Consider the following 17,109-nt stretch of genomic DNA (forward strand, 5'->3'; position numbering starts at 1 on the left):
GGTTTCACCGAGTTCGGCGGTCCGGAGGTCGTGCGGGTTCTGGATCTGCCGGAGCCGCATGCCGGGCCCGGGCAGGTGCGGATCAAGGTGGCCGCCGCCGCTGTACACCCGTCCGACGTCAACGCGCGGCTCGGGGTCATCGCCGACTACAGCCCCGAATTGTTCCCGCCCGCCGAGAAGTACGTGGTGGGGTGGGACGCGGCCGGGGTGATCGATGAGGTCGGCGAGGGAGTGCGCGCCGAATTGGCGGTCGGCGCCGAGGTGATCGCTCTGCTGGAGCCGAAACTGGCGCTGGGTGCGCAGGCGGAGTACGTGGTGGCGCCGGCGGAATCGGTGGTCCGCGCACCGAAGGGGGCCGACCTGGCGGCGGCGTCGACCCTGCTGATGAACGCGCTGACCGCGCGGATGGCGTTGGAGGCCCTCGAGCTGCCGCCAGGAGCAACCGTCGCGGTGACCGGAGCGGCCGGTGCGGTCGGCGGTTATGCGGTGCAACTGGCCAAGGCCGCCGGGCTGACGGTGATCGCCGACGCGGCCCAGACGGACCGGGACCTCGTCATCGGCTTCGGCGCCGATCACGTGCTCGCACGCGGGGACGGATTCGCCGAACGGGTCCGTGATCTGTGCCCCAGCGGCACGGACGGGATCATCGACGGCGCGGTGATGAACGACACGGTGACCGCAGCGGTACGCGACGGCGGAAGCATCGCGACTGTTCAGGGGTTCACCGGCACTGCGGACCGTGGTGTGCGCTGGTGCCCCGTGTTCGTGTACGACCGGCGCCGGGACACGGCGGCCCTGACGGAACTACGCGACCAGGCCGAGGCCGGCATCCTCACGCTCCGCGTCGCGGCGACATTTCCAGTCGACCAGGCGGAATCGGCGCACCGGCTCGTCGAAGCCGGCGGCGTACGGGGCCGTCCCGTTCTGCTGTTCTGAGCAAGGACGAGGACTGACCGCCCCGCCCCGCTCGACTCGGGCCCCACCCTGGATCCTGGCTCGGTGTTGCCGGCCGTGGACGTCGGAGGCCACACCCTCTCGAGGCTCAGGCCTCGAACCCGAGCGCCCGCATGTATACGGCGAACTGGTCCCGGGCGGGGATGACCTGGGCCGCTTCGAACTCGAGGACGTCCGCGGTGCGCACGCCGGTGCGGCGGGCCAGCTCCGCCGCCGATACCCCCTGCATCTCGCGGGCCTCGCGGAGCACGATGGCCAGGTCCTCGGCGTCCTCCTGCGGGGTGAAACCGTTCGTCGTCATCGCTGCTCCTCGACGCTCTCGACGGCCGCCGTGATCAACCGAACGGCCCGCGGGTCGGGGCCCATCGGGCTGCCCATCCGGTTCATCACGTAGCCGAACGCCAGCCCGCTTGCCGGGTCGGCGAACCCGATCGAGCCGCCCATCCCGCCCATCCCGAACCCGCCCGGCGGCAGCCCCGGCGTCTCCGGCGTCGCCAGCGAGAAGCCGTGGCTCCAACGCACCGGGGCGCGCATGATGCGGTCCTTGCCCGCGGCCTGCTCGGTGGTGGCCAGGGCCAGCGTGTCCGGCTCGAGGAAGCCACCGATCAGCGCCGCGTAGAAGCCGGCGAGTGCGCTGGCGGTGCCCACCCCGTTGCTTGCCGGGATCTCCGCGGACAGCACGTCCGGGTCGTTGTTGTCCATGGGCGGCACCACCATGGACATGACGCGCGCGCTCAGCGACGTCGGGTCGCTGTAGGCGGCGATCATGTCGCGCATCTCCTCGGGCAACGCGTCGATGTCGAACGCCGCCGCCGAGTCGGGATCGGGCGGCTCGGGCGCGATGATCCGGCTCAGCCGGTGGTGCTCGGACTTCGGCAGTCCGATCCAGAAGTCGAGGCCGAGGGGTTCGGCGATCTCTTCCCGGAAGAAGGTGCCGAGGCTGCGCCCGGTCACCCGCCGCACCACCTCGCCGACCAGCCACCCGAAGGTCAGCCCGTGGTAGCCGTGCTCGGTACCCGGTGTCCAGAACGGCTGCTGGACGGCCAGCGCCGCCACCACCGGCTCCCATGCCAGCGCGTCGGCGAGCGGCACCGGCTGGTCCACGATGGGCAGGCCGGCCTGATGGGTCAGCAGCCAGCGGACCTTGGCCGGGGCGGTGAACTCCGGCCAGTACTCCTGCACCGGGGCGTCCAGGTCCAGCTCACCGCGCTGGACGAGCAGCAGCGCGCAGGCCGCCGTCATGGCCTTGGTGGTGGAGAAGACGGCCTGCAGGGTGTCCCGCCGCCATGGCCGGCCCTCCTGCTGGTCGGCGACCCCACCCCACAGGTCGACGACCTGCTCGCCGTGCCGGTACACGCTGACCGCGGCCCCGACCTCGGCGCCCTCGGCGAAGTTGGCCGCGAACGCGTCGCGGACCGCCTCGAACCCCGGGGCGATCTCGCCCTCGATCTCAGTCACCGGTCTTCCCTTCGGGTGCGGCCAGGGCGTGCTCGCACATGGCCACCAGTTCGTGGGTGTAGCCGGTCAGGTCCACGTCCGGCTGGGTCAGCAGGTGCTGCAGCGCTCCGGACAGCATCTGCCGGATGATCAATGCGACGGTTCGGGTGTGGAACTCGCGGAACTCGCCCGCCCGCTGCCCGCGGACCAGCAGTTCCTCGACCGCGTCGAGTTCGGCGACGTTGTTGGCGCCGACCCAGCGCCCCAAGGCCTCCGGGTGGCCCTGGAGGATGTGCACCAGTGCGCCCATGTACGTGCGGTGGCTGTCGTAGAAGGCGACGCTGCCCTCCAGGTACCCGCGCAGGGCCTGCCAGGCCGACGTTGCGCCGTCGCTGTGCGGGCGCACCACGGCGCCACCGGTGGCGTAGATCTCGGCCACCACCTGCCCGATCAGGTCGTCCTTGTTGGCGAAGTGGTACGAGATCAACCCCGGGCTGCTCAGCCCCGCCCGCCGCGCGATCTGCGCGAACGAGGCCTTGGCGTAGCCGAGCTCGGCGATGGTCTCGATCGCGGCGGCGACGATCTGCTTCCGGCGTGCGGCCTCGGTGAACGTTTGTTCGCTCGACCCAGGATTAGGTTGCACGACCTAAAACTAGTGCACTCGTCCTACGCGCCTACGGCTGGGGGCCACTCCCCGCCACCTCGTACCGCGCGCAGCAACAGGCCGCCCGCGCCGCCCGGCGCCCTCGTGGGCTCACACTTCGGCGGGAGCCATCGCCGCGCTGAGCGCGGCCAGCTCGTCCGGCTCCAGTCCGGCCCAGGGGTGGTCGATGACGTAGAGCCAGCCGCCCTCCGACTGACGCGCGGCGACCTCGGCGGTCACGGCGGACGTCGTCTGGTCCCCGGTCCTCAGCGTCCACTCGTTGCTGAGGATCGCCAGGTCACCTGCTTCGATCGCGTAGCGGCTGCGTATGGCGAGGTGCCCACCCATCTCGAGCAGCCCCGACCATTGCTCGCGGATCGCGTCCGAACCCGTCGCGGTCGAGCCGTCGAGCAGGATCATCCTGGCATCTGGCGCGTATAGCCGCATCAGCCCATCGAGGTCTTGATCATTGAACCCGGCCTCGACAGCGGGATGGATAGCCTCGAGATCGACGCCCTGCGCCATGGGTCCGCCTCCAACACCGGTGGGGAGTACGTGAGCTGCGACCGTAGCGCCGCGGTCCATCTGGGTCGATGCAGTGAGCGGAGGAGAGCAGGACGCACGAGAGGCGGAGCGCGCGGTTATGACAGTCAGGGTCGGTAGCCCTCGTAGTCGCCCCAGCCGCCGCTCTCCATGAGCTCCCGCCACGTGGGCCACGGCTGCCCGGTCGCCTGCCGCACCAGCTCGCCGGGCACGGTGAACGGCGGGGCCTTCTGCGGCCTGTCGACGGCCTGGGCAACGAGCGTGTCGTGCAGCACCGCGGCGGCGTGCAGGCGGGGCAGCACGGCGTGGACGCGCTCGGCGAAGCCGCAGTGATCGTTGCGAGATGCGCCTGAGCACCCCCGGCAGGGCGCTCAGGCTGATCTCGGACGGATCACACGGTGCTGATCGATCCGAGAACCGGCTCAGCGCCCTCCTCAGGGCGATCGCACGCGCCTCGGATGGATCTTGCTCCAGGCTGCCCGCATGCCCTCCAGGGCTCGATCGCGGGGGTCCTTCTCCAGGACGCCGCCTTGGTCGACGCACACCAACGAAACAGTCGTTTCGTTGGCTCCTGGTTTGCTAGATGAAACGCAAACCAGGTTCCTCAGTTCGCGAACTACAAACGTGTAACCTGCGGAACCATGATCGACGAGGCCGTACGCTGCGGCTACAGCAAGTGCAGGACCGAGCTGCCCCCTCCCGGACCCCAGGGCGGCAGGCGCCGCTCCTTCTGCCGCGACACCCGCTGGCCGGGTGGTCGCACGTGCGCGCAGATGGCGCGCGCGGAACGCGACGCCCTCGACGCGCTCGGCCTCGACGCGGGGCGCGCGACGTTCCAGCTCGACGCCGACCGGCTGCGGGAGCACGTTGACGCCCTGCACGGCCCGGTCGCGGACCTCGCCGAAGCCCTCGCCGCCGTCCGGGCCCGGCTCGACGAGGTGGAGGGCGGCGCGCTCGCCGCGGTGGAGACGGCCAACCGCACAGCCGCGGACGCCGAGGCGGCCCGCGTCGAGGCGCAGCAGGCACAGGAACGCGCGGAGCGCGACGCGCGCGGAGCGCGGGAGCAGGCCGCGCAGGCGGGGGAGGAGCGGGCCGCCGCCGTGGAACGAGCCGCCGCGGCGGCGCGGCAGGCCCTCGACGCCACCGAGGCGCTGGGCGCCGCCCGTCAGCAGGCGCAGGACGCGGTGACGGCGCGGGGACAGGCCGAGGAGCGGGCCCGGGACGCGGACCGCCGGGCCGCCGAGGCCGACGTGGCGGCCCGGGAAGCGATGGTGCGTGCCGAGCGGGCGGTCACCGAGCGGGACGCGGCGCACGCTCGTGCCGAGGAACGCAGGGTCGAGGCGGACGGCCTGCGTGCCGAGCTGGGCGAGGCGCGGGCGGCGGTGGCGACAGCTCGCGCCGAGGACGAGCGGCTCCGGGCCGAGCTGGCAGACGTTCGGGCACGGCTGACGTCGGTCGGAGCTGCCCGTGACGAGGCGGCGGCGGCGCTCGCCGTCGAGCGCGAGGCTCGGCACCGCAGTGATCAGGAGCTGGCCGGGGCGCGGGAACGCGCCGACGCGGAGTCGGCCCTGCGCGCCCGTGTGGAGGCCGACCTGGAGCGCGCCCACGCCGAGGCGAGGCAGGCTCGCGGACGCGACACAGCCGAGCTCCGAGCCCTGGTGACGGCGGCGATCCGCGACGCCGCCGCCCCCTGACCCCTTCAGAGCCTCCAGGTCAGCGGTTCGGCGGGGTCGTATCGGCAGGTGGTGCCCGTGATCACCGAGCGGTCGAGGTGCGCGCCCAGCTCCGGCAGGACCGCGCCGATCCGCTGAATCGCCTCCCTCAGCCGCCCGCCGACGGCCTTGCGGGCGCGCTCCGTGGTGCTGCTACCCAGGGTGCGGGGGCGTCCGGCGATCCCGGCGGTCCGGCCGAGCTGCTCGTCGTATGGGGGTACCAAATGATCACCAGGGCACCGGGCGCCCGTCGCGCGTGAACGTGCTCGTGGGGCCGCCGTCGGGCAGGTCGACGGCGTACATGATGCTGGCGGCGCCCTCGGTCACCGGGCGCCCGCCGGGGCCGCCCATGTCGGTGGCCACCCATCCCGGGCAGACGGCGTTGACGAGGACGCGTTCGTGCCTGAGGTCGCCTGCCAGTGTGCGGGTGAGGGCGTTGAGGGCGGCCTTGCTGACGTTGTAGGCGGGGGTGCCGCCGCCCATCGAGGCGAGGGAGCCGCCTTCGCTGCTCACCATGACGATCCGCGGGTGCGCGCTGCGGCGCAGCAGCGGGAGGAAGGCGAGCGTGGTCTGCCATGCGCCGAGCACGTTGGTCTCGAGTGCCTCGCGCACGACGGCCAGATCGGCGGTGACGCTCGTCTGCCGGGTGTCGTAGTGGATGGCCGCGTTGTTGACCAGCACGTCCACCCGGCCCTCGGTGTCCGCGACGTCCTTGGCGAGCGCGGCGAGACCGTCGGCGTCGGTGACGTCGAGCCGGACCGCGCGCACCCGGCCGGGCAGCTCCCGGGCCACCCGCTCGCCCGCCGCGAGGTCACGGGCACCCAGTAGGACGGTGTCCCCGCAAGCGGCGCAGTGGCGGGCCACCTCGCGGCCCAGCCCGCGGTTGCCGCCCGTCACGACGACGACCCGATCACTGTTCATGGCCGGGATCTTCGCCCGTATCGCCGGACTCGGGGAGGTCCGTTCCTGCCATCCAGCCGGCGAGGAAGCCCCGGCACGCCTCGGCGGCGGCGCCGAGCGTGGCGTCGGTGCGGTGCAGCAACCCGACCGGGCGCAGCTGCGGTCCCGGGACGACGCTGTGCACGGCGACCGGCGGCCCTGGCGCCTCGGCCACCGACCGCGCGACGAGTGCGACGCCGAGCCCGTGGGCGGCGAGGTCACGCAGCCTCGGCAGGTGAGAGCTCTCGAACGGCACGCGCGGGGTGAAGCCGGCCTCGGCCGCGAGCCGGTCGAGGATCGCGCGCAGGCCGCTGTCGGCGGGCAGGCACACGAACGGCTCGTCGCGCAGGGCGGCCAGCGGGAGGGGATCGGTGCCGGCGAGGGGGTGGGCCGGGGAGGTGACGAGCACCAGCTCGTCGGTGAAGAGCGGGGTGCATGCGTACCGGGCGGGGAGACCGGGCGGCATGGGGCCGATGGCGAGGTCCAGCTCGCCGTGGTCGAGCCCGTCGAGCAGGCGGCGCAGCGCGCCGGAGGACAGCGCGAGCTCGACGCCCGGGTGCCGCCGGTGGAACGCGGCGAGCGCGGCCGGCAGGTCGAACGGGTCGAGCGCCTGTATCGCGCCGATCCGCACGCGCCCCAGCAGGCCGCCTGCGAGTCCGGCGAGCTCGTCGCGCACGGCGTCGAGCTCGGCGATGGCCCGCCGCGCTCGGCGGAGTACGAGCTCACCGGCCTGGGTCAGCTCGACGCTGCGGGTGGTGCGGTGCAGCAGCCGCGCGCCCACCTCGGCCTCCAGCCTGCGGATCTGCACCGAGACGGCGGGCTGTGCCACCCGCAGGTGTTCCGCGGCGCGGGTGAACCCACCGTGCCGGACGACCGCGTCGAAGTAGACGAGCTGGCGAAGCTCCACCCATTCATAGTGCACGGCAATGAGTGTCAGCACGAACATGTCTTGGACGTATGAGTAGCACGGAGCCCACGATGAGGGCATGCGCTGGTTCATCACCGGTTCCTCGGCCGGCTTCGGCCGGGTCATGGCCGAGACCTTGCTCGCCCGAGGCGAGACCGTCGTCGCGACAGCCCGGGATCCGCTCGCCCTCGCCGACCTCGTCGACAAGTACCCGGACGCTGTGCTCGCGCTCCCGCTGGACGTCACCGATCCCGACCAGGTGCGGGCGGCGGTCGACGCCGCGGGGCCGATCGACGTACTGGTCAACAACGCGGGCCACGGGCTGCTCGGCGCGCTGGAGGAGCTCTCGGACGAGCAGATCCACGAGGTGCTGGCGGTCAACCTGCTGGGCGCGCTCGCCGTCACCCGCGCCGTGCTCCCGCAGATGCGGGCCCGGCGCGGCGGGCACATCGTGCAGATGTCGTCGGTCGGTGGGGTGATCGGCAACCCGGGCCACGCGATCTACGCCACCAGCAAGTTCGCGCTGGAAGGGGCATCGGAGGCCCTCTCCGGTGAGGTGGCGCCGTTCGGGATCCGGGTGACGATCGTCGAGCCTGGCCCGTTCCGAACCGAGTTCCTCGGCCGCTCCATGCGCCGCGCCACCCCCATCCCGGACTACGAGGACGGTCCCGCCGGTGTGTTGCGTGCCCTCTTCGCCACGCAGCACGGGCAGCAGCCGGGCGACCCGGTCCGCGCGGTGGAGGCGATCATCGACGCCGTCCACTCGCCGTCGGCGCCGCTGCGGCTGCCGCTCGGCCGCGCGGCCGTCGAGCGGATCCGCGCGAAGTTGCGGGCACAGCTCGCCGACCTGGAGGCCTGCGCGGAGGTGGCGATCGCCGCGGACCGATGAGTTCGCGTCCTCCCGCCGGTCTCCACGGTCATGAGCATGAACCTGGACATCGTCGACCGCCCCGCACAGCCGTACGTGGCGGTCCGGCGCACGGTCACGATGCAGACCTTCCCCGAGATCGCCGACCGTCTTCCCGGGCTGTTCGGGTGGCTCGCGGAGCGCGGGATCGCCCCGGCGGGCCCGCCGTTCTTCCGGTACCTCGTGATCGACATGGAGCGTGAGCTCGACGTCGAGGCGGGCGTGCCGGTCGCGACGCCCATCGACGGCGACGGCGAGGTGCTCGCGGGTGAGCTGCCGGCGGGGCGCTACGCCGCGACCACGCACGTCGGGCACCCCGACGAGCTGATCGCCGTGACCGGGGCGTTCCTGGACGAGGCCGCGGCGCAGGGCCTGAGCTTCGACGCCACCGAGACCGAGCGGGGCACCCGGTGGGGGTGCCGGCTGGAGCTGCTGCTCACCAACCCCGCCGAGCAGCCGGACATGAACAAGTGGGAGACGACGCTCGCGTTCCGCCTGGTGGACTGATCAGATCTCTCGGGTGACGGCGGCGACCAGGTGGCCTAATGTCGCCTCACCGTCCGTCACGAAGCCCCGGGAGCGACCAGTGTCCGACCGATCGACGCCGTCCATCGACAAGGAAGCGCCGGTACACCGGCTACCCGTCCGGACGCTGGTCGCGGCGTCGGTCGGGAACGCCATCGAGTGGTACGACTGGACGATCTACGCGACGTTCAGCATCTTCTTCGCGACGCAGATCTTCTCGCAGGAGAACCCGACGCTCGCCCTGATCAACACGTTCGCCACGTACGCGCTGGCGTTCTTCTTCCGCCCGCTGGGCGGCTGGCTGCTGGGCCGGTTCGCGGACCTGCGGGGGCGGCGCACCGCGATGCTGCTGACGATCACCCTGATGGCGGGCGGGTCGTTCATCATCGGCATCCTGCCGACGTGGGAGCAGGTGGGCTGGCTCGCGCCGATCCTGCTGCTGCTCGCGCGCATCGGGCAGGGCATGTCGCTCGGCGGGGAGGTCTCCAATGCCTCGGCCTACCTCGGTGAGATCGCGCCGCCGGAGCGGCGGGGCCGCTACTCGTCGTTCTTCTACATCTCCACGGGGTCCGCGGTGCTGACCGCGTCGCTGCTCGGGGCGCTGCTCACCGCGGTGCTGAGTCGCGAGGAGCTGGCCGCGTACGGATGGCGCATCCCGTTCATCATCGGCGGCGTGCTCGGGCTCATCGGGTTGTGGCTGCGGCGGGCCATGCCGGAGACCGAGCAGTTCGAGGAGAACAAGGCCAAGGCCCAGCAGGTGAAGCACCCGCTGTTGCTGACGCTGACCGAGCACCCGAAGGCGGTCGGGCAGCTCGTCGCTTTCACGCTGCTCTCGACGCTGTGCTACTACACGTTCTTCTCCGCGCTCACGCCGTTCGCGGTGAGCTCCCGCGGCGCCGACCCCGGCCAGGTGTTCACGGCGCTGTCGATCGCGACCGCGATGTTCGTGCTGCTGCAGTACCCGATGGGCGCGCTGTCCGACCGGTTCGGCCGCAAGCCGCAGCTCTTGGCCTGGTCGGCCGCCACGGCCGTGCTGATCGTGCCGCTGTCGTTCCTGATCGGGCCCGGGTTCTGGAACATGCTCGTGGTCTTCGTCGTCGGGCTCGGGCTCTACACGGCGATGACGTCCGTGGCGCCCGCGATCATGAGCGAGCTGTTCCCGACCGAGCTGCGCGGCCTCGGCATCGGCGCCTGGTACAACCTCACGGTCGCCACGTTCGGCGGCACCGCTCCGCTGGTGATCCAGACGCTGTCCGCTGCCGGGTACTCGCAGGCCTTCTTCTGGTACGTCGCCGGAGGCGCCGTCATCGCCTTCCTCGTGATCCTCACGCTGCCCGAGACGAAGGGCCAGGTGCTGAAGTGACCGACGCCCTCGACCTGCTGAGCGAGCTGATCCGGTTCCGGACGATCGGCGGCGGCGAGGGGGCCGCGGCCCGGCACTGCGCGGCCACCGCCGAGAAGGCGGGCCTTGCCACCCAGTTGCTCGCGTGGGAGCCGGGGCGGGAGCAGCTCGTCGCGCGCACGGCGGGCGGCGACGGGCCGCCGCTCACGTTCACCGGACACCTCGACACCGTCCCCGTCCAGCCCGACGACTGGTCGGTCGACCCGTGGGCGGCCGAGCGCGACGGGGACAAGGTGGTGGGGCGCGGCGCGAGCGACATGAAGTCAGGGGTCGCCGCAGCGGTCGTCGCCACGGTCGAGCACGCCGCCCGGCCACACGCGTGCCGGGGCGTTCAGCTCGTGCTCACCGCCGGGGAGGAGACCGGCTGCACGGGCCTGGTGAACCTCGACGCGTCCGGTCGGGCCGCGATCGCCGGCGGCGGCCCGGTCGTCGTGGCGGAGCCGACCGCCAACGCGCTGGTGATCGCGCACAAGGGCGCGCACTGGATGCGGCTGACCGCCACCGGGCGCGCCGCCCACGGCTCGGCGCCCGAGCTGGGCGACAACGCGGTCGTCCGGCTCGCGCGGGCCGCGGTGGCGCTGCACGACCACGCGGGCTGGCCCCGTGACGACCGGTTCGGGCCGGTCACCGCGAACGTGGGCGTGCTGCGCGGCGGCGTGGCCCCGAACGTCGTGCCGGACGCCGCGGAGTTGATGCTGGACATCCGCACCGTGCCGGGCGTCGACGCCGGGCAGCTGCGTGCTCAGATCGGCCTGCTCGCGGGGGAGCGGGTGAACGTGACCGACCACGTCGTGCTGCCGCCGCTGGACACCGGCGCCGACGAGCCGTTCGTCGGCATGGTGCGGGCAGCCCTGCAGGCCACCGGCGCGTCGGACGAGGTGGCGCCGCCCGCGCGGTTCTTCACCGACGCCTCCGTACTGGCGGGCCTCGTCGGTGGGGAGGCGGGCCCTGCACCCACCGTCGTGCTCGGGCCCGGCGAGCCCGCCCAGTGCCACGTCGTGGACGAGTACTGCCTCGCCAGCCGGGTGGAGCAGGCGGTCGTGGTGTACCGGGAGCTGCTCGAGCGCTGGTGCGCCCAGGCCTGACCGCGTCGCACCCGTCTCCGCTGCACACCCCTTGTCAGCCCACGCGGCCCGTCGACCGGCAGCGTGAACTGAGAACGGGTGCGTGCTCTCGGGAGATCACCCACCGCAAGATCGCCGATTCGCTGCGCTGGCTGCGGATCGGACAGCTGTGGGTGCACCGAATCGCCGATCTTGAGGGCGCGGCGGCCTCATCGTCGGTGTGATCATCGGATCGGTGCGTGGCCGGCCATATACGGCCGTGGGCGTACCCATCTGGTGATCTTCGCGGTTGCTACGGGCCGGCCGGCGCCCATGATCATCGCTTGGGTGCATGACCGGCCGTATTTGACCGTTTTCGCGCCGACGCCTTGATCATGGCTGTGGGATCGCCTTCGGTGGCGCCGCGCGCCCAGAGGGCAGGCCTTGGCCTGCCCGCTCTGCTTGCCCGGAGGGGTCGCAGAGGCTCGGAGGTCAAGGGTCGCGCAGCGATCGCGAAGCGACGCGCAGCGCCCTTGAGCTCTGAGGGGCGGCCCCGCACAATGCGCGGCGCCACCGAAGGCCCTGCCCAGAGGCGCCACCGAAGGCCCTGCGCGATAGCCCTGCGCGAAGGCCCCGCATCCCGAGGCCCAGAACCAGGAGACCAACACCCTGGAGCCCGGAGCTCACGCCCCCACACCCGCGAGTCGCGGTGAGGTCTGAGTGCGTCAGACGAGGGGGCTGCTCGCCAGCACGCGGACGGCCTCGGCCACCGCGGCGCGGCGGGCCACCCGCACCGCCGTCTCGATCGGGCGCAGCGCCTCCCGGCGCGCGGTGGCGGCGGACGCGGAGAGGGCGCCACCGGGCTCGTCGATCTTCGCCGCCGCCAGGATCGCCTCCACCTCGTCGGCGTGCTGCAGGACCCGCAGGGCCTGCTGCGGCATGCCCGCGGGCCACAGTGACGCCGGTCGGGCACGCAGGGCGGCGGCGATCTCCTCCCGGACCCCCGGGCGGTGCCGCGCCACCCCGAGCGAGGTGAGGACCGATGCCGACTGGCGCACCTGGTCGCGCAGGTCGCGCTCCGCGTGGCTCAGAGCGACGAACTCGGGCGGCGGTCCCGGCTCCGGCACCCGGTAGACGGTCCAGCGCAGCACGCCGTCGGCCACCGTGGTGGGCACGATCCCGAGCCCGCCCCCTGGCCCGGTGTCCGGGAAGAGCACTCCCTCGCCCGCCTCGGTCGCCGCGGTGCTGAAGGCGCCCGGGCCGGGCAGCCCGCGCACGTCGCCGGGCGCCGCCAGTACCAGCCGTGCCGGGCCCGCGGCAGCGCGTCCGGCCGCGGCGCGGCGCAGCGCAGCGAGCAGGAACGTCACCGAGCTCACCGGCGCCCCCGGCGCCGGCAGGCTGGTGAGTTGCGCGGTGTCCGAATCGGCGGCTTGGACATCGTGCGCGTCCGCCCACGGCGCGAGCGCGTCGAGGACGTCGTCGGGCGCGGCGGCGCCCACCAGCCAGGCCGAGGCCCACACGGTGAAGGTGGCGGAGGGGCAGGGCACAACGTCAGGCTATCCACGTCCGAGTGCGAGAGCACTGCCGCCTCGGAGTGAACGTGGGCACGCTCCGTTGCCGCAGCTCACGCGCGGTGACCCGCGTGTCGCGCTCGGGCCGGGTCCGCGGGCCGGGTAGAACGGGGTACGTGACCCGGGCACACGACTACCAAGGGGCGTTCGCCTCCGACGGCACCCGCATCCGGACGCGCAAGCAGATCCCGGAGGTCCCGGCCGAGCTGGGGCTCGTGGTGGAGGACCCGGCGAGCGGCTTCTGCGGCGCCGTGGTCGCGGTGGACGCGCGCGGCGTCACCCTCGAGGACCGCCACGGCGGGCGGCGGGAGTTCCCGCTGCGGCCGGCGGCGTTCCTGTACGAGGGCGCGCCTGCCACCCTCGTCGTGCCGCCGCGGGCCCCGGCGGCGCCCACCCGTTCCGCGTCCGGGTCGGTGCGCGTGCAGGGCCACACCGCCCGCACCGCTCGGGCTGCCCGGATCTGGGTGGAGGGCCTGCACGACGCCGAGCTCGTCGAGCGCGTGTGGGGCCACGACCTGCGCGTCGAGGGCGTCGTGGTGGAGCCGATGCACGGCATGGACGACCTCGCCGCCGCCGTGGCCGAGTTCGAGCCGGGGCCGCAGCGGCGCCTCGGGGTGCTCGTCGATCACCTGGTGGAGGGCTCGAAGGAGACTCGCGCCGCCGCCGCGGTCGCCGGCCCGCACGTGCTGGTCACGGGCCACCCGTACGTCGACGTGTGGCAGGCGGTGAAACCGTCCGTCGTGGGGATCAGGGAGTGGCCGCAGGTGCCGCGGGGCACCGACTGGAAGACCGGGGTCTGTCGGTCACTGCGCTGGGGTGAGCCCGCCGACGGCGCCCGCCGCGTGCTCGGGGCGGTGCGCAGCTACCGGGACCTGGAAACGCCGCTGATCGGCGCGGTCGAGCAGCTCATCGACTTTGTGACGACCTGATCTCAGGTGATCACGCGCCGGAGAGGATCTGGCAGGATCTGCGGGCATGACGGCCGCCGTGATCTGGCTCATCGTCGGTGTGCTGCTGGTCGTGGCGGAACTGCTGTCGGGCGAGTTCGTGCTGCTGATGCTCGGGGGCGGCGCGCTGGCCGCCGGCGGGGTGTCGTTGCTCGTGGGAGGGCCGTTGGTCGGCGGCGTGGTATTCGCCGTTGTGTCGGTGCTGCTGCTGTTCGCGGTGCGCCCGGCGCTGCGCAGGCGCCTCGACCGCGGCATCGACCCCGCCGTGATGCACCACAAGGCGCTGCTGGGGACCACCGCGGTCGTGGTGGCGCGGGTGGACGAGCACGGTGGCCGGGTGAAGATCGGCGGCGATCTGTGGTCGGCGCGGACGAGCGACGGGCACCACGCGATCGAGCCCGGCGCCCGGGTCACGGTGCTGAGTATTTCCGGCGCCACCGCGGTCGTCGTCGCACAGGACTGAATTTCCGAACCTGCTCCGAGAGGGGGCTGCCGTGACCGAAGGCACCTTGGTGCTGATCGTCGTGGTGCTGTTGGTGTTGCTCGTGGTCGTGTCGCTCGTGAAGGCGGTACAGATCATCCCGCAGGCCACGGCCGCCGTGATCGAACGGCTCGGACGGTACAAGGGCACCGCCGACCCGGGACTCGCGTTCCTGGTGCCGTTCATCGACAAGGTGCGCGAGCGGATCGACCTGCGCGAGCAGGTCGTCTCGTTCCCGCCGCAGCCGGTGATCACCCAGGACAACCTGACGGTGAACATCGACACCGTCGTCTACTACCAGGTCACCGACCCCAAGGCGGCCGTCTACGAGATCTCCGACTACATCACCGGCGTCGAGCAGATCACCACCACCACGCTGCGCAACGTCGTCGGCGGGATGAGCTTGGAGGGCACCCTCACCTCCCGCGATCAGATCAACACGGTGCTGCGCGGTGAGCTGGACGAGGCCACCGGGCGCTGGGGCATCCGAGTGGCGCGGGTGGAGATCAAGGCCATCGACCCGCCGCCGTCCATCCAGGAGTCGATGGAGCGGCAGATGAAGGCCGACCGCGAGAAGCGCGCGATGATCCTCACCGCCGAGGGTCAGCGGGAGTCGGCGATCCGCAGCGCCGAGGGCAACAAGCAGAGCCAGATCCTCACCGCGGAGGGTGCCAAGCAGGCGGCCATCCTCAACGCGGAGGCCGAACGTCAGTCCCAGATCCTGCGCGCACAGGGTGAGCGCGCTGCCCGCTACCTGGAGGCCCAGGGCGAGGCCAAGGCCATCGAGAAGGTGTTCTCGGCGATCAAGGCCGGCCGTCCCACTCCGGAGCTGCTCGCCTACCAGTACCTGCAGACCCTGCCGCAGATGGCGCAGGGCGAGGCCAACAAGGTCTGGCTCGTGCCGTCGGACTTCGGCAAGGCCCTCGAAGGCTTCACGCGCATGCTCGGCGCGCCCGGCGAGGACGGCGTCTTCCGCTTCGAACCCTCGCCGGTGGACGAGCCGCTCGCCAAGCCGGAGGAGGACGACGAGTCGATCAAGGACTGGTTCGACACGGCGACCGATCCCGAGATCGCGAAGGTCGTCGCCGACGCCGAGGCGCAGGCCCGCAAGGAGGTGCCGCCGATCGGTGCGCCCATCCCCGAGACCCCGGTGCCCACCTCGTCCCCGGCGCCCGCCTTCGCGAAGGAGGCGAACGGCCCCACCCCGGCCCCGGCTCGGGAGGGCCGGCCTCAGCAGGCCGCCCCGGCTCCCGCGCCGGTACGCCAGCCGGAGAGCGCCGTGCCCACCCCGCCGCGAGGCATCCCGCAGGTCCCCGGTGACCGCGGCAACGGCGGTCCGCGCCCCGGCTACCCCGCCCCACCGCCCCAGCAGTAGTCCTGGATCGGCGGACGCTTCTACCGCGCAGTGTCGGTGGAGGGCTGATCGATTCGAGCAGCGCACCACGGCAACAGCGATTGCACTGGTGCGCTGCCGGATGGCGGCAACCAGACGCCTGGCGACGTCACTCGGTGCTCTCGCGTTTCGGGCACTCGTTGAGATGCCGGAAGTCTGGTCGGTGCGGGTCCCGGTCGAATTCACCGAGTCGCAGCATCATGAACCTGTCCCACTCGCCGACCTCGATGAACTGACTGATCGCGGCCGTGACCTGCCGGCACGTTTCGTAGTTACCTTTCGGCAACCCGACGCCGTATTCTTGGCGTTGACCGAACGTGAGATGGGGAATTACCGTCAGGTCGGACGAGGCGTATCCATAGAGCAAGATCTGGTCTGTCGCGACGGCGTCGACGTTGCGGCTGCGCAACCGATCGACGCACTGCTTGAGCCCATCGTCGTCGGTGACGCTCGCGCCGCGGCTCTTGAGTTCCTCCACGGCTGTGCTGCCTCGTGGAGTACATGCGGTGCGTCCTGGCAGAGCGCTCGGGTCGGGCCACAAGCCCTCCTCGCCGCGGCGCACGAGGACGCCCAAATAGGAGTAGAGATACGGCCCGGCCATATCGATCTTCTCGAGCCGTTCGTCGGTGATGGAGAACGACTGCACAACCATCTGTACGCTGCCGTTCTCCAGAGCCGTGATTCGGTCGTCGACCGACACTGGCGTCCCTACGATGTTGAACTTGGGCTCCATCGTGCGGGACAGCCAGTTCGCCAGGTCGACATCGAACCCGTTGAACTGATTGCGACCGATGTCCAGCGAGCCGAAGCCGGGCTGATCGGTGGCGAACCCGACGGCAACGCGGTCGGTCAGGATGCTCTCCGGCTCGGAGGGCCCGGTGCACGCCTGTGTCACGAGCATCCCCGACAGCAGTGTTGCGAGCATCAATCGGCCGTGAGCCCTCATCGCGACCCTCCGTCGCCCCTCAGGGTGGAAATTCGTTGTACAGGTACGCATCGGCCACCGACAGGTCGACCCTGCACTCTGGGGTCGGCGCGTCGTACGTTACGTCGACCGAGAGGCGAGCAGCGTTCTCGACCGGTAGTCGAACCTCTTCCAGGCTGGAGACTTCGGTCGCCGTCCCTGATACGTGCCCGTCTGCGATCGCATCGATCGTGAGGCGGCTCGGATTGACACAGTTTCCGCTCTTCGACACCGTTTCGGGAGCGGTGAGTACGAACTGCAGAAAGATGCGCTCCCGGGGCTCGAACGGCGGTGCCAAGGTAAGGCGGGCCGTCGACTCATCCGACATGCTCTCGCCTTGGCCGGCATCGAACACCAATCGATCCGCGACGCGAACGTCAGGCTCGCGGAAGCCGCTCACGAGAACGAGCAGCATGAGCGGTGCGAGTATCCAGGCCGCGACAACGATGAATCGGCGCCGCCCCGGCGGCCCGGGCCGCCGCGGCGGCGAGTTGCCGGCTTGCCGAGCCTGCCTGTCCCACGCTATTGGTATCGCGATCGCAACGATCCCGAGGAACACGCCGACGACATCGACGATCTCGACACCCTTGCTCCTCAGGAGCATCAGGATCACGCAAATGACGACCGCGCCGCCCGCGACGACAAGGAGCCAGCGCTGGTGTCTGAAGAAGTTGATCATGGCGGGATGCGGCGCCTGTCTTGACAACGGGGGAGCGATGGCGCAATGACCAAAGCGCCCGC

Annotated in this window: 20 protein-coding genes; 9 read left to right on the forward strand and 11 right to left on the reverse strand. The window is 71.9% G+C overall.

The annotated features are described in order from the left end of the window. Window positions 1-75: 75 nt before the first annotated feature. On the forward strand, window positions 76-936 hold the full coding sequence (locus K1T35_RS23600) for a zinc-binding dehydrogenase (RefSeq protein ID WP_255622652.1): 861 nt from the start codon (window positions 76-78) through the stop codon (window positions 934-936). Window positions 937-1,042: 106 nt separating this feature from the next. Here the strand turns inward: K1T35_RS23600 and K1T35_RS23605 are convergent, their stop codons facing one another. The 5 genes from K1T35_RS23605 to K1T35_RS23625 all read right to left on the reverse strand — a co-directional run bounded on the left by K1T35_RS23605 (window position 1,043) and on the right by K1T35_RS23625 (window position 3,879). Then, a complete protein-coding gene (locus tag K1T35_RS23605; RefSeq protein ID WP_220262270.1) occupies window positions 1,043-1,255 on the reverse strand; it encodes a helix-turn-helix domain-containing protein in 213 nt (70 codons plus the stop codon). Next, a complete protein-coding gene (locus tag K1T35_RS23610; RefSeq protein ID WP_220262271.1) occupies window positions 1,252-2,412 on the reverse strand; it encodes a serine hydrolase domain-containing protein in 1,161 nt (386 codons plus the stop codon). The genes K1T35_RS23605 and K1T35_RS23610 overlap by 4 nt, the downstream gene beginning before the upstream one ends. Further along, window positions 2,405-3,034, reverse strand: a complete 630-nt coding sequence (locus tag K1T35_RS23615) for a TetR/AcrR family transcriptional regulator (RefSeq protein ID WP_220262272.1) — start codon at window positions 3,032-3,034, stop codon at window positions 2,405-2,407. Before K1T35_RS23615 ends, K1T35_RS23610 begins: the two co-directional genes overlap by 8 nt. Window positions 3,035-3,145: 111 nt before the next feature. Continuing rightward, window positions 3,146-3,559: a nuclear transport factor 2 family protein gene (locus K1T35_RS23620; protein ID WP_220262273.1), complete on the reverse strand. Its 414-nt coding sequence runs from the start codon at window positions 3,557-3,559 to the stop codon at window positions 3,146-3,148. A gap of 125 nt (window positions 3,560-3,684) precedes the next feature. After that, the gene (locus K1T35_RS23625) at window positions 3,685-3,879 is read right to left on the reverse strand and encodes a hypothetical protein (RefSeq protein ID WP_220262274.1); all 195 of its coding nucleotides are present in this window, start codon (window positions 3,877-3,879) and stop codon (window positions 3,685-3,687) included. A gap of 339 nt (window positions 3,880-4,218) precedes the next feature. Between K1T35_RS23625 and K1T35_RS23630 the strand changes: the two genes are divergently transcribed. Continuing rightward, window positions 4,219-5,271: a response regulator receiver protein gene (locus K1T35_RS23630; protein ID WP_220262275.1), complete on the forward strand. Its 1,053-nt coding sequence runs from the start codon at window positions 4,219-4,221 to the stop codon at window positions 5,269-5,271. A gap of 5 nt (window positions 5,272-5,276) precedes the next feature. On the opposite strand, the gene K1T35_RS23635 is transcribed toward K1T35_RS23630, so the two are convergent. From K1T35_RS23635 to K1T35_RS23645, 3 genes are read right to left on the reverse strand one after another with little or no spacing between them, the layout of a single operon-like run. Further along, on the reverse strand, window positions 5,277-5,513 hold the full coding sequence (locus K1T35_RS23635; protein WP_220262276.1) for a hypothetical protein: 237 nt from the start codon (window positions 5,511-5,513) through the stop codon (window positions 5,277-5,279). A 4-nt stretch (window positions 5,514-5,517) separates the two neighbouring features. After that, the gene (locus K1T35_RS23640; RefSeq protein ID WP_220262277.1) at window positions 5,518-6,210 is read right to left on the reverse strand and encodes an SDR family NAD(P)-dependent oxidoreductase; all 693 of its coding nucleotides are present in this window, start codon (window positions 6,208-6,210) and stop codon (window positions 5,518-5,520) included. Then, entirely contained in the window at window positions 6,200-7,174 is a 975-nt protein-coding gene (locus K1T35_RS23645) for a LysR family transcriptional regulator (RefSeq protein WP_255622509.1), read from the reverse strand. Before K1T35_RS23645 ends, K1T35_RS23640 begins: the two co-directional genes overlap by 11 nt. 40 nt (window positions 7,175-7,214) lie before the next feature. Between K1T35_RS23645 and K1T35_RS23650 the strand changes: the two genes are divergently transcribed. From K1T35_RS23650 to K1T35_RS23665, 4 genes are all read left to right on the forward strand, one after another. Next, window positions 7,215-8,024 (forward strand): SDR family oxidoreductase, encoded by an 810-nt coding sequence (locus tag K1T35_RS23650; protein ID WP_220262278.1) that lies wholly within the window; start codon window positions 7,215-7,217, stop codon window positions 8,022-8,024. Between the two features lie 36 nt (window positions 8,025-8,060). Beyond that, window positions 8,061-8,549, forward strand: a complete 489-nt coding sequence (locus tag K1T35_RS23655) for a GyrI-like domain-containing protein (protein ID WP_220262279.1) — start codon at window positions 8,061-8,063, stop codon at window positions 8,547-8,549. A gap of 79 nt (window positions 8,550-8,628) precedes the next feature. Continuing rightward, window positions 8,629-9,930, forward strand: coding sequence for an MFS transporter (locus K1T35_RS23660; protein ID WP_255622510.1), 1,302 nt, complete (start codon window positions 8,629-8,631; stop codon window positions 9,928-9,930). Beyond that, on the forward strand, window positions 9,927-11,054 hold the full coding sequence (locus tag K1T35_RS23665; protein WP_220262280.1) for a M20 family metallopeptidase: 1,128 nt from the start codon (window positions 9,927-9,929) through the stop codon (window positions 11,052-11,054). Before K1T35_RS23660 ends, K1T35_RS23665 begins: the two co-directional genes overlap by 4 nt. Before the next feature lie 683 nt (window positions 11,055-11,737). Here K1T35_RS23665 and K1T35_RS23670 read toward each other — a convergent pair. Then, entirely contained in the window at window positions 11,738-12,559 is an 822-nt protein-coding gene (locus K1T35_RS23670; protein ID WP_220253899.1) for a hypothetical protein, read from the reverse strand. A gap of 140 nt (window positions 12,560-12,699) precedes the next feature. Here K1T35_RS23670 and K1T35_RS23675 point away from each other — a divergent pair, with 140 nt between their 5' ends. The 3 genes from K1T35_RS23675 to K1T35_RS23685 are packed head-to-tail and all read left to right on the forward strand — an operon-like array spanning window position 12,700 to window position 15,386. Then, window positions 12,700-13,512: a DUF3097 domain-containing protein gene (locus tag K1T35_RS23675; RefSeq protein WP_220253900.1), complete on the forward strand. Its 813-nt coding sequence runs from the start codon at window positions 12,700-12,702 to the stop codon at window positions 13,510-13,512. Between the two features lie 46 nt (window positions 13,513-13,558). Beyond that, entirely contained in the window at window positions 13,559-13,993 is a 435-nt protein-coding gene (locus tag K1T35_RS23680) for an NfeD family protein (protein WP_220253901.1), read from the forward strand. A gap of 46 nt (window positions 13,994-14,039) precedes the next feature. Beyond that, window positions 14,040-15,386: an SPFH domain-containing protein gene (locus K1T35_RS23685; RefSeq protein ID WP_220262796.1), complete on the forward strand. Its 1,347-nt coding sequence runs from the start codon at window positions 14,040-14,042 to the stop codon at window positions 15,384-15,386. Window positions 15,387-15,513: 127 nt separating this feature from the next. Here K1T35_RS23685 and K1T35_RS23690 read toward each other — a convergent pair whose 3' ends face one another. After that, window positions 15,514-16,329 (reverse strand): transporter substrate-binding domain-containing protein, encoded by an 816-nt coding sequence (locus K1T35_RS23690; protein ID WP_220253902.1) that lies wholly within the window; start codon window positions 16,327-16,329, stop codon window positions 15,514-15,516. Window positions 16,330-16,369: 40 nt separating this feature from the next. Further along, a complete protein-coding gene (locus tag K1T35_RS23695; RefSeq protein ID WP_220253903.1) occupies window positions 16,370-17,047 on the reverse strand; it encodes a hypothetical protein in 678 nt (225 codons plus the stop codon). Window positions 17,048-17,109: the final 62 nt, after the last annotated feature.

Source organism: Pseudonocardia sp. DSM 110487, assembly GCF_019468565.1.
GTDB lineage: Bacteria > Actinomycetota > Actinomycetes > Mycobacteriales > Pseudonocardiaceae > Pseudonocardia.

Excerpts from the sequence above, each read along its gene's own strand:
- K1T35_RS23605 (WP_220262270.1), bottom strand. The coding sequence starts at position 1,255 with ATGACGACGAACGGTTTCACCCCGCAGGAGGACGCCGAGGACCTGGCC.
- K1T35_RS23620 (WP_220262273.1), bottom strand. The coding sequence starts at position 3,559 with ATGGCGCAGGGCGTCGATCTCGAGGCTATCCATCCCGCTGTCGAGGCC.
- K1T35_RS23630 (WP_220262275.1), top strand. The coding sequence starts at position 4,219 with ATGATCGACGAGGCCGTACGCTGCGGCTACAGCAAGTGCAGGACCGAG.
- K1T35_RS23640 (WP_220262277.1), bottom strand. The coding sequence starts at position 6,210 with ATGAACAGTGATCGGGTCGTCGTCGTGACGGGCGGCAACCGCGGGCTG.
- K1T35_RS23645 (WP_255622509.1), bottom strand. The coding sequence starts at position 7,174 with ATGTTCGTGCTGACACTCATTGCCGTGCACTATGAATGGGTGGAGCTT.
- K1T35_RS23650 (WP_220262278.1), top strand. The coding sequence starts at position 7,215 with ATGCGCTGGTTCATCACCGGTTCCTCGGCCGGCTTCGGCCGGGTCATG.
- K1T35_RS23655 (WP_220262279.1), top strand. The coding sequence starts at position 8,061 with ATGAACCTGGACATCGTCGACCGCCCCGCACAGCCGTACGTGGCGGTC.
- K1T35_RS23680 (WP_220253901.1), top strand. The coding sequence starts at position 13,559 with ATGACGGCCGCCGTGATCTGGCTCATCGTCGGTGTGCTGCTGGTCGTG.
- K1T35_RS23690 (WP_220253902.1), bottom strand. The coding sequence starts at position 16,329 with ATGCTCGCAACACTGCTGTCGGGGATGCTCGTGACACAGGCGTGCACC.
- K1T35_RS23695 (WP_220253903.1), bottom strand. The coding sequence starts at position 17,047 with ATGATCAACTTCTTCAGACACCAGCGCTGGCTCCTTGTCGTCGCGGGC.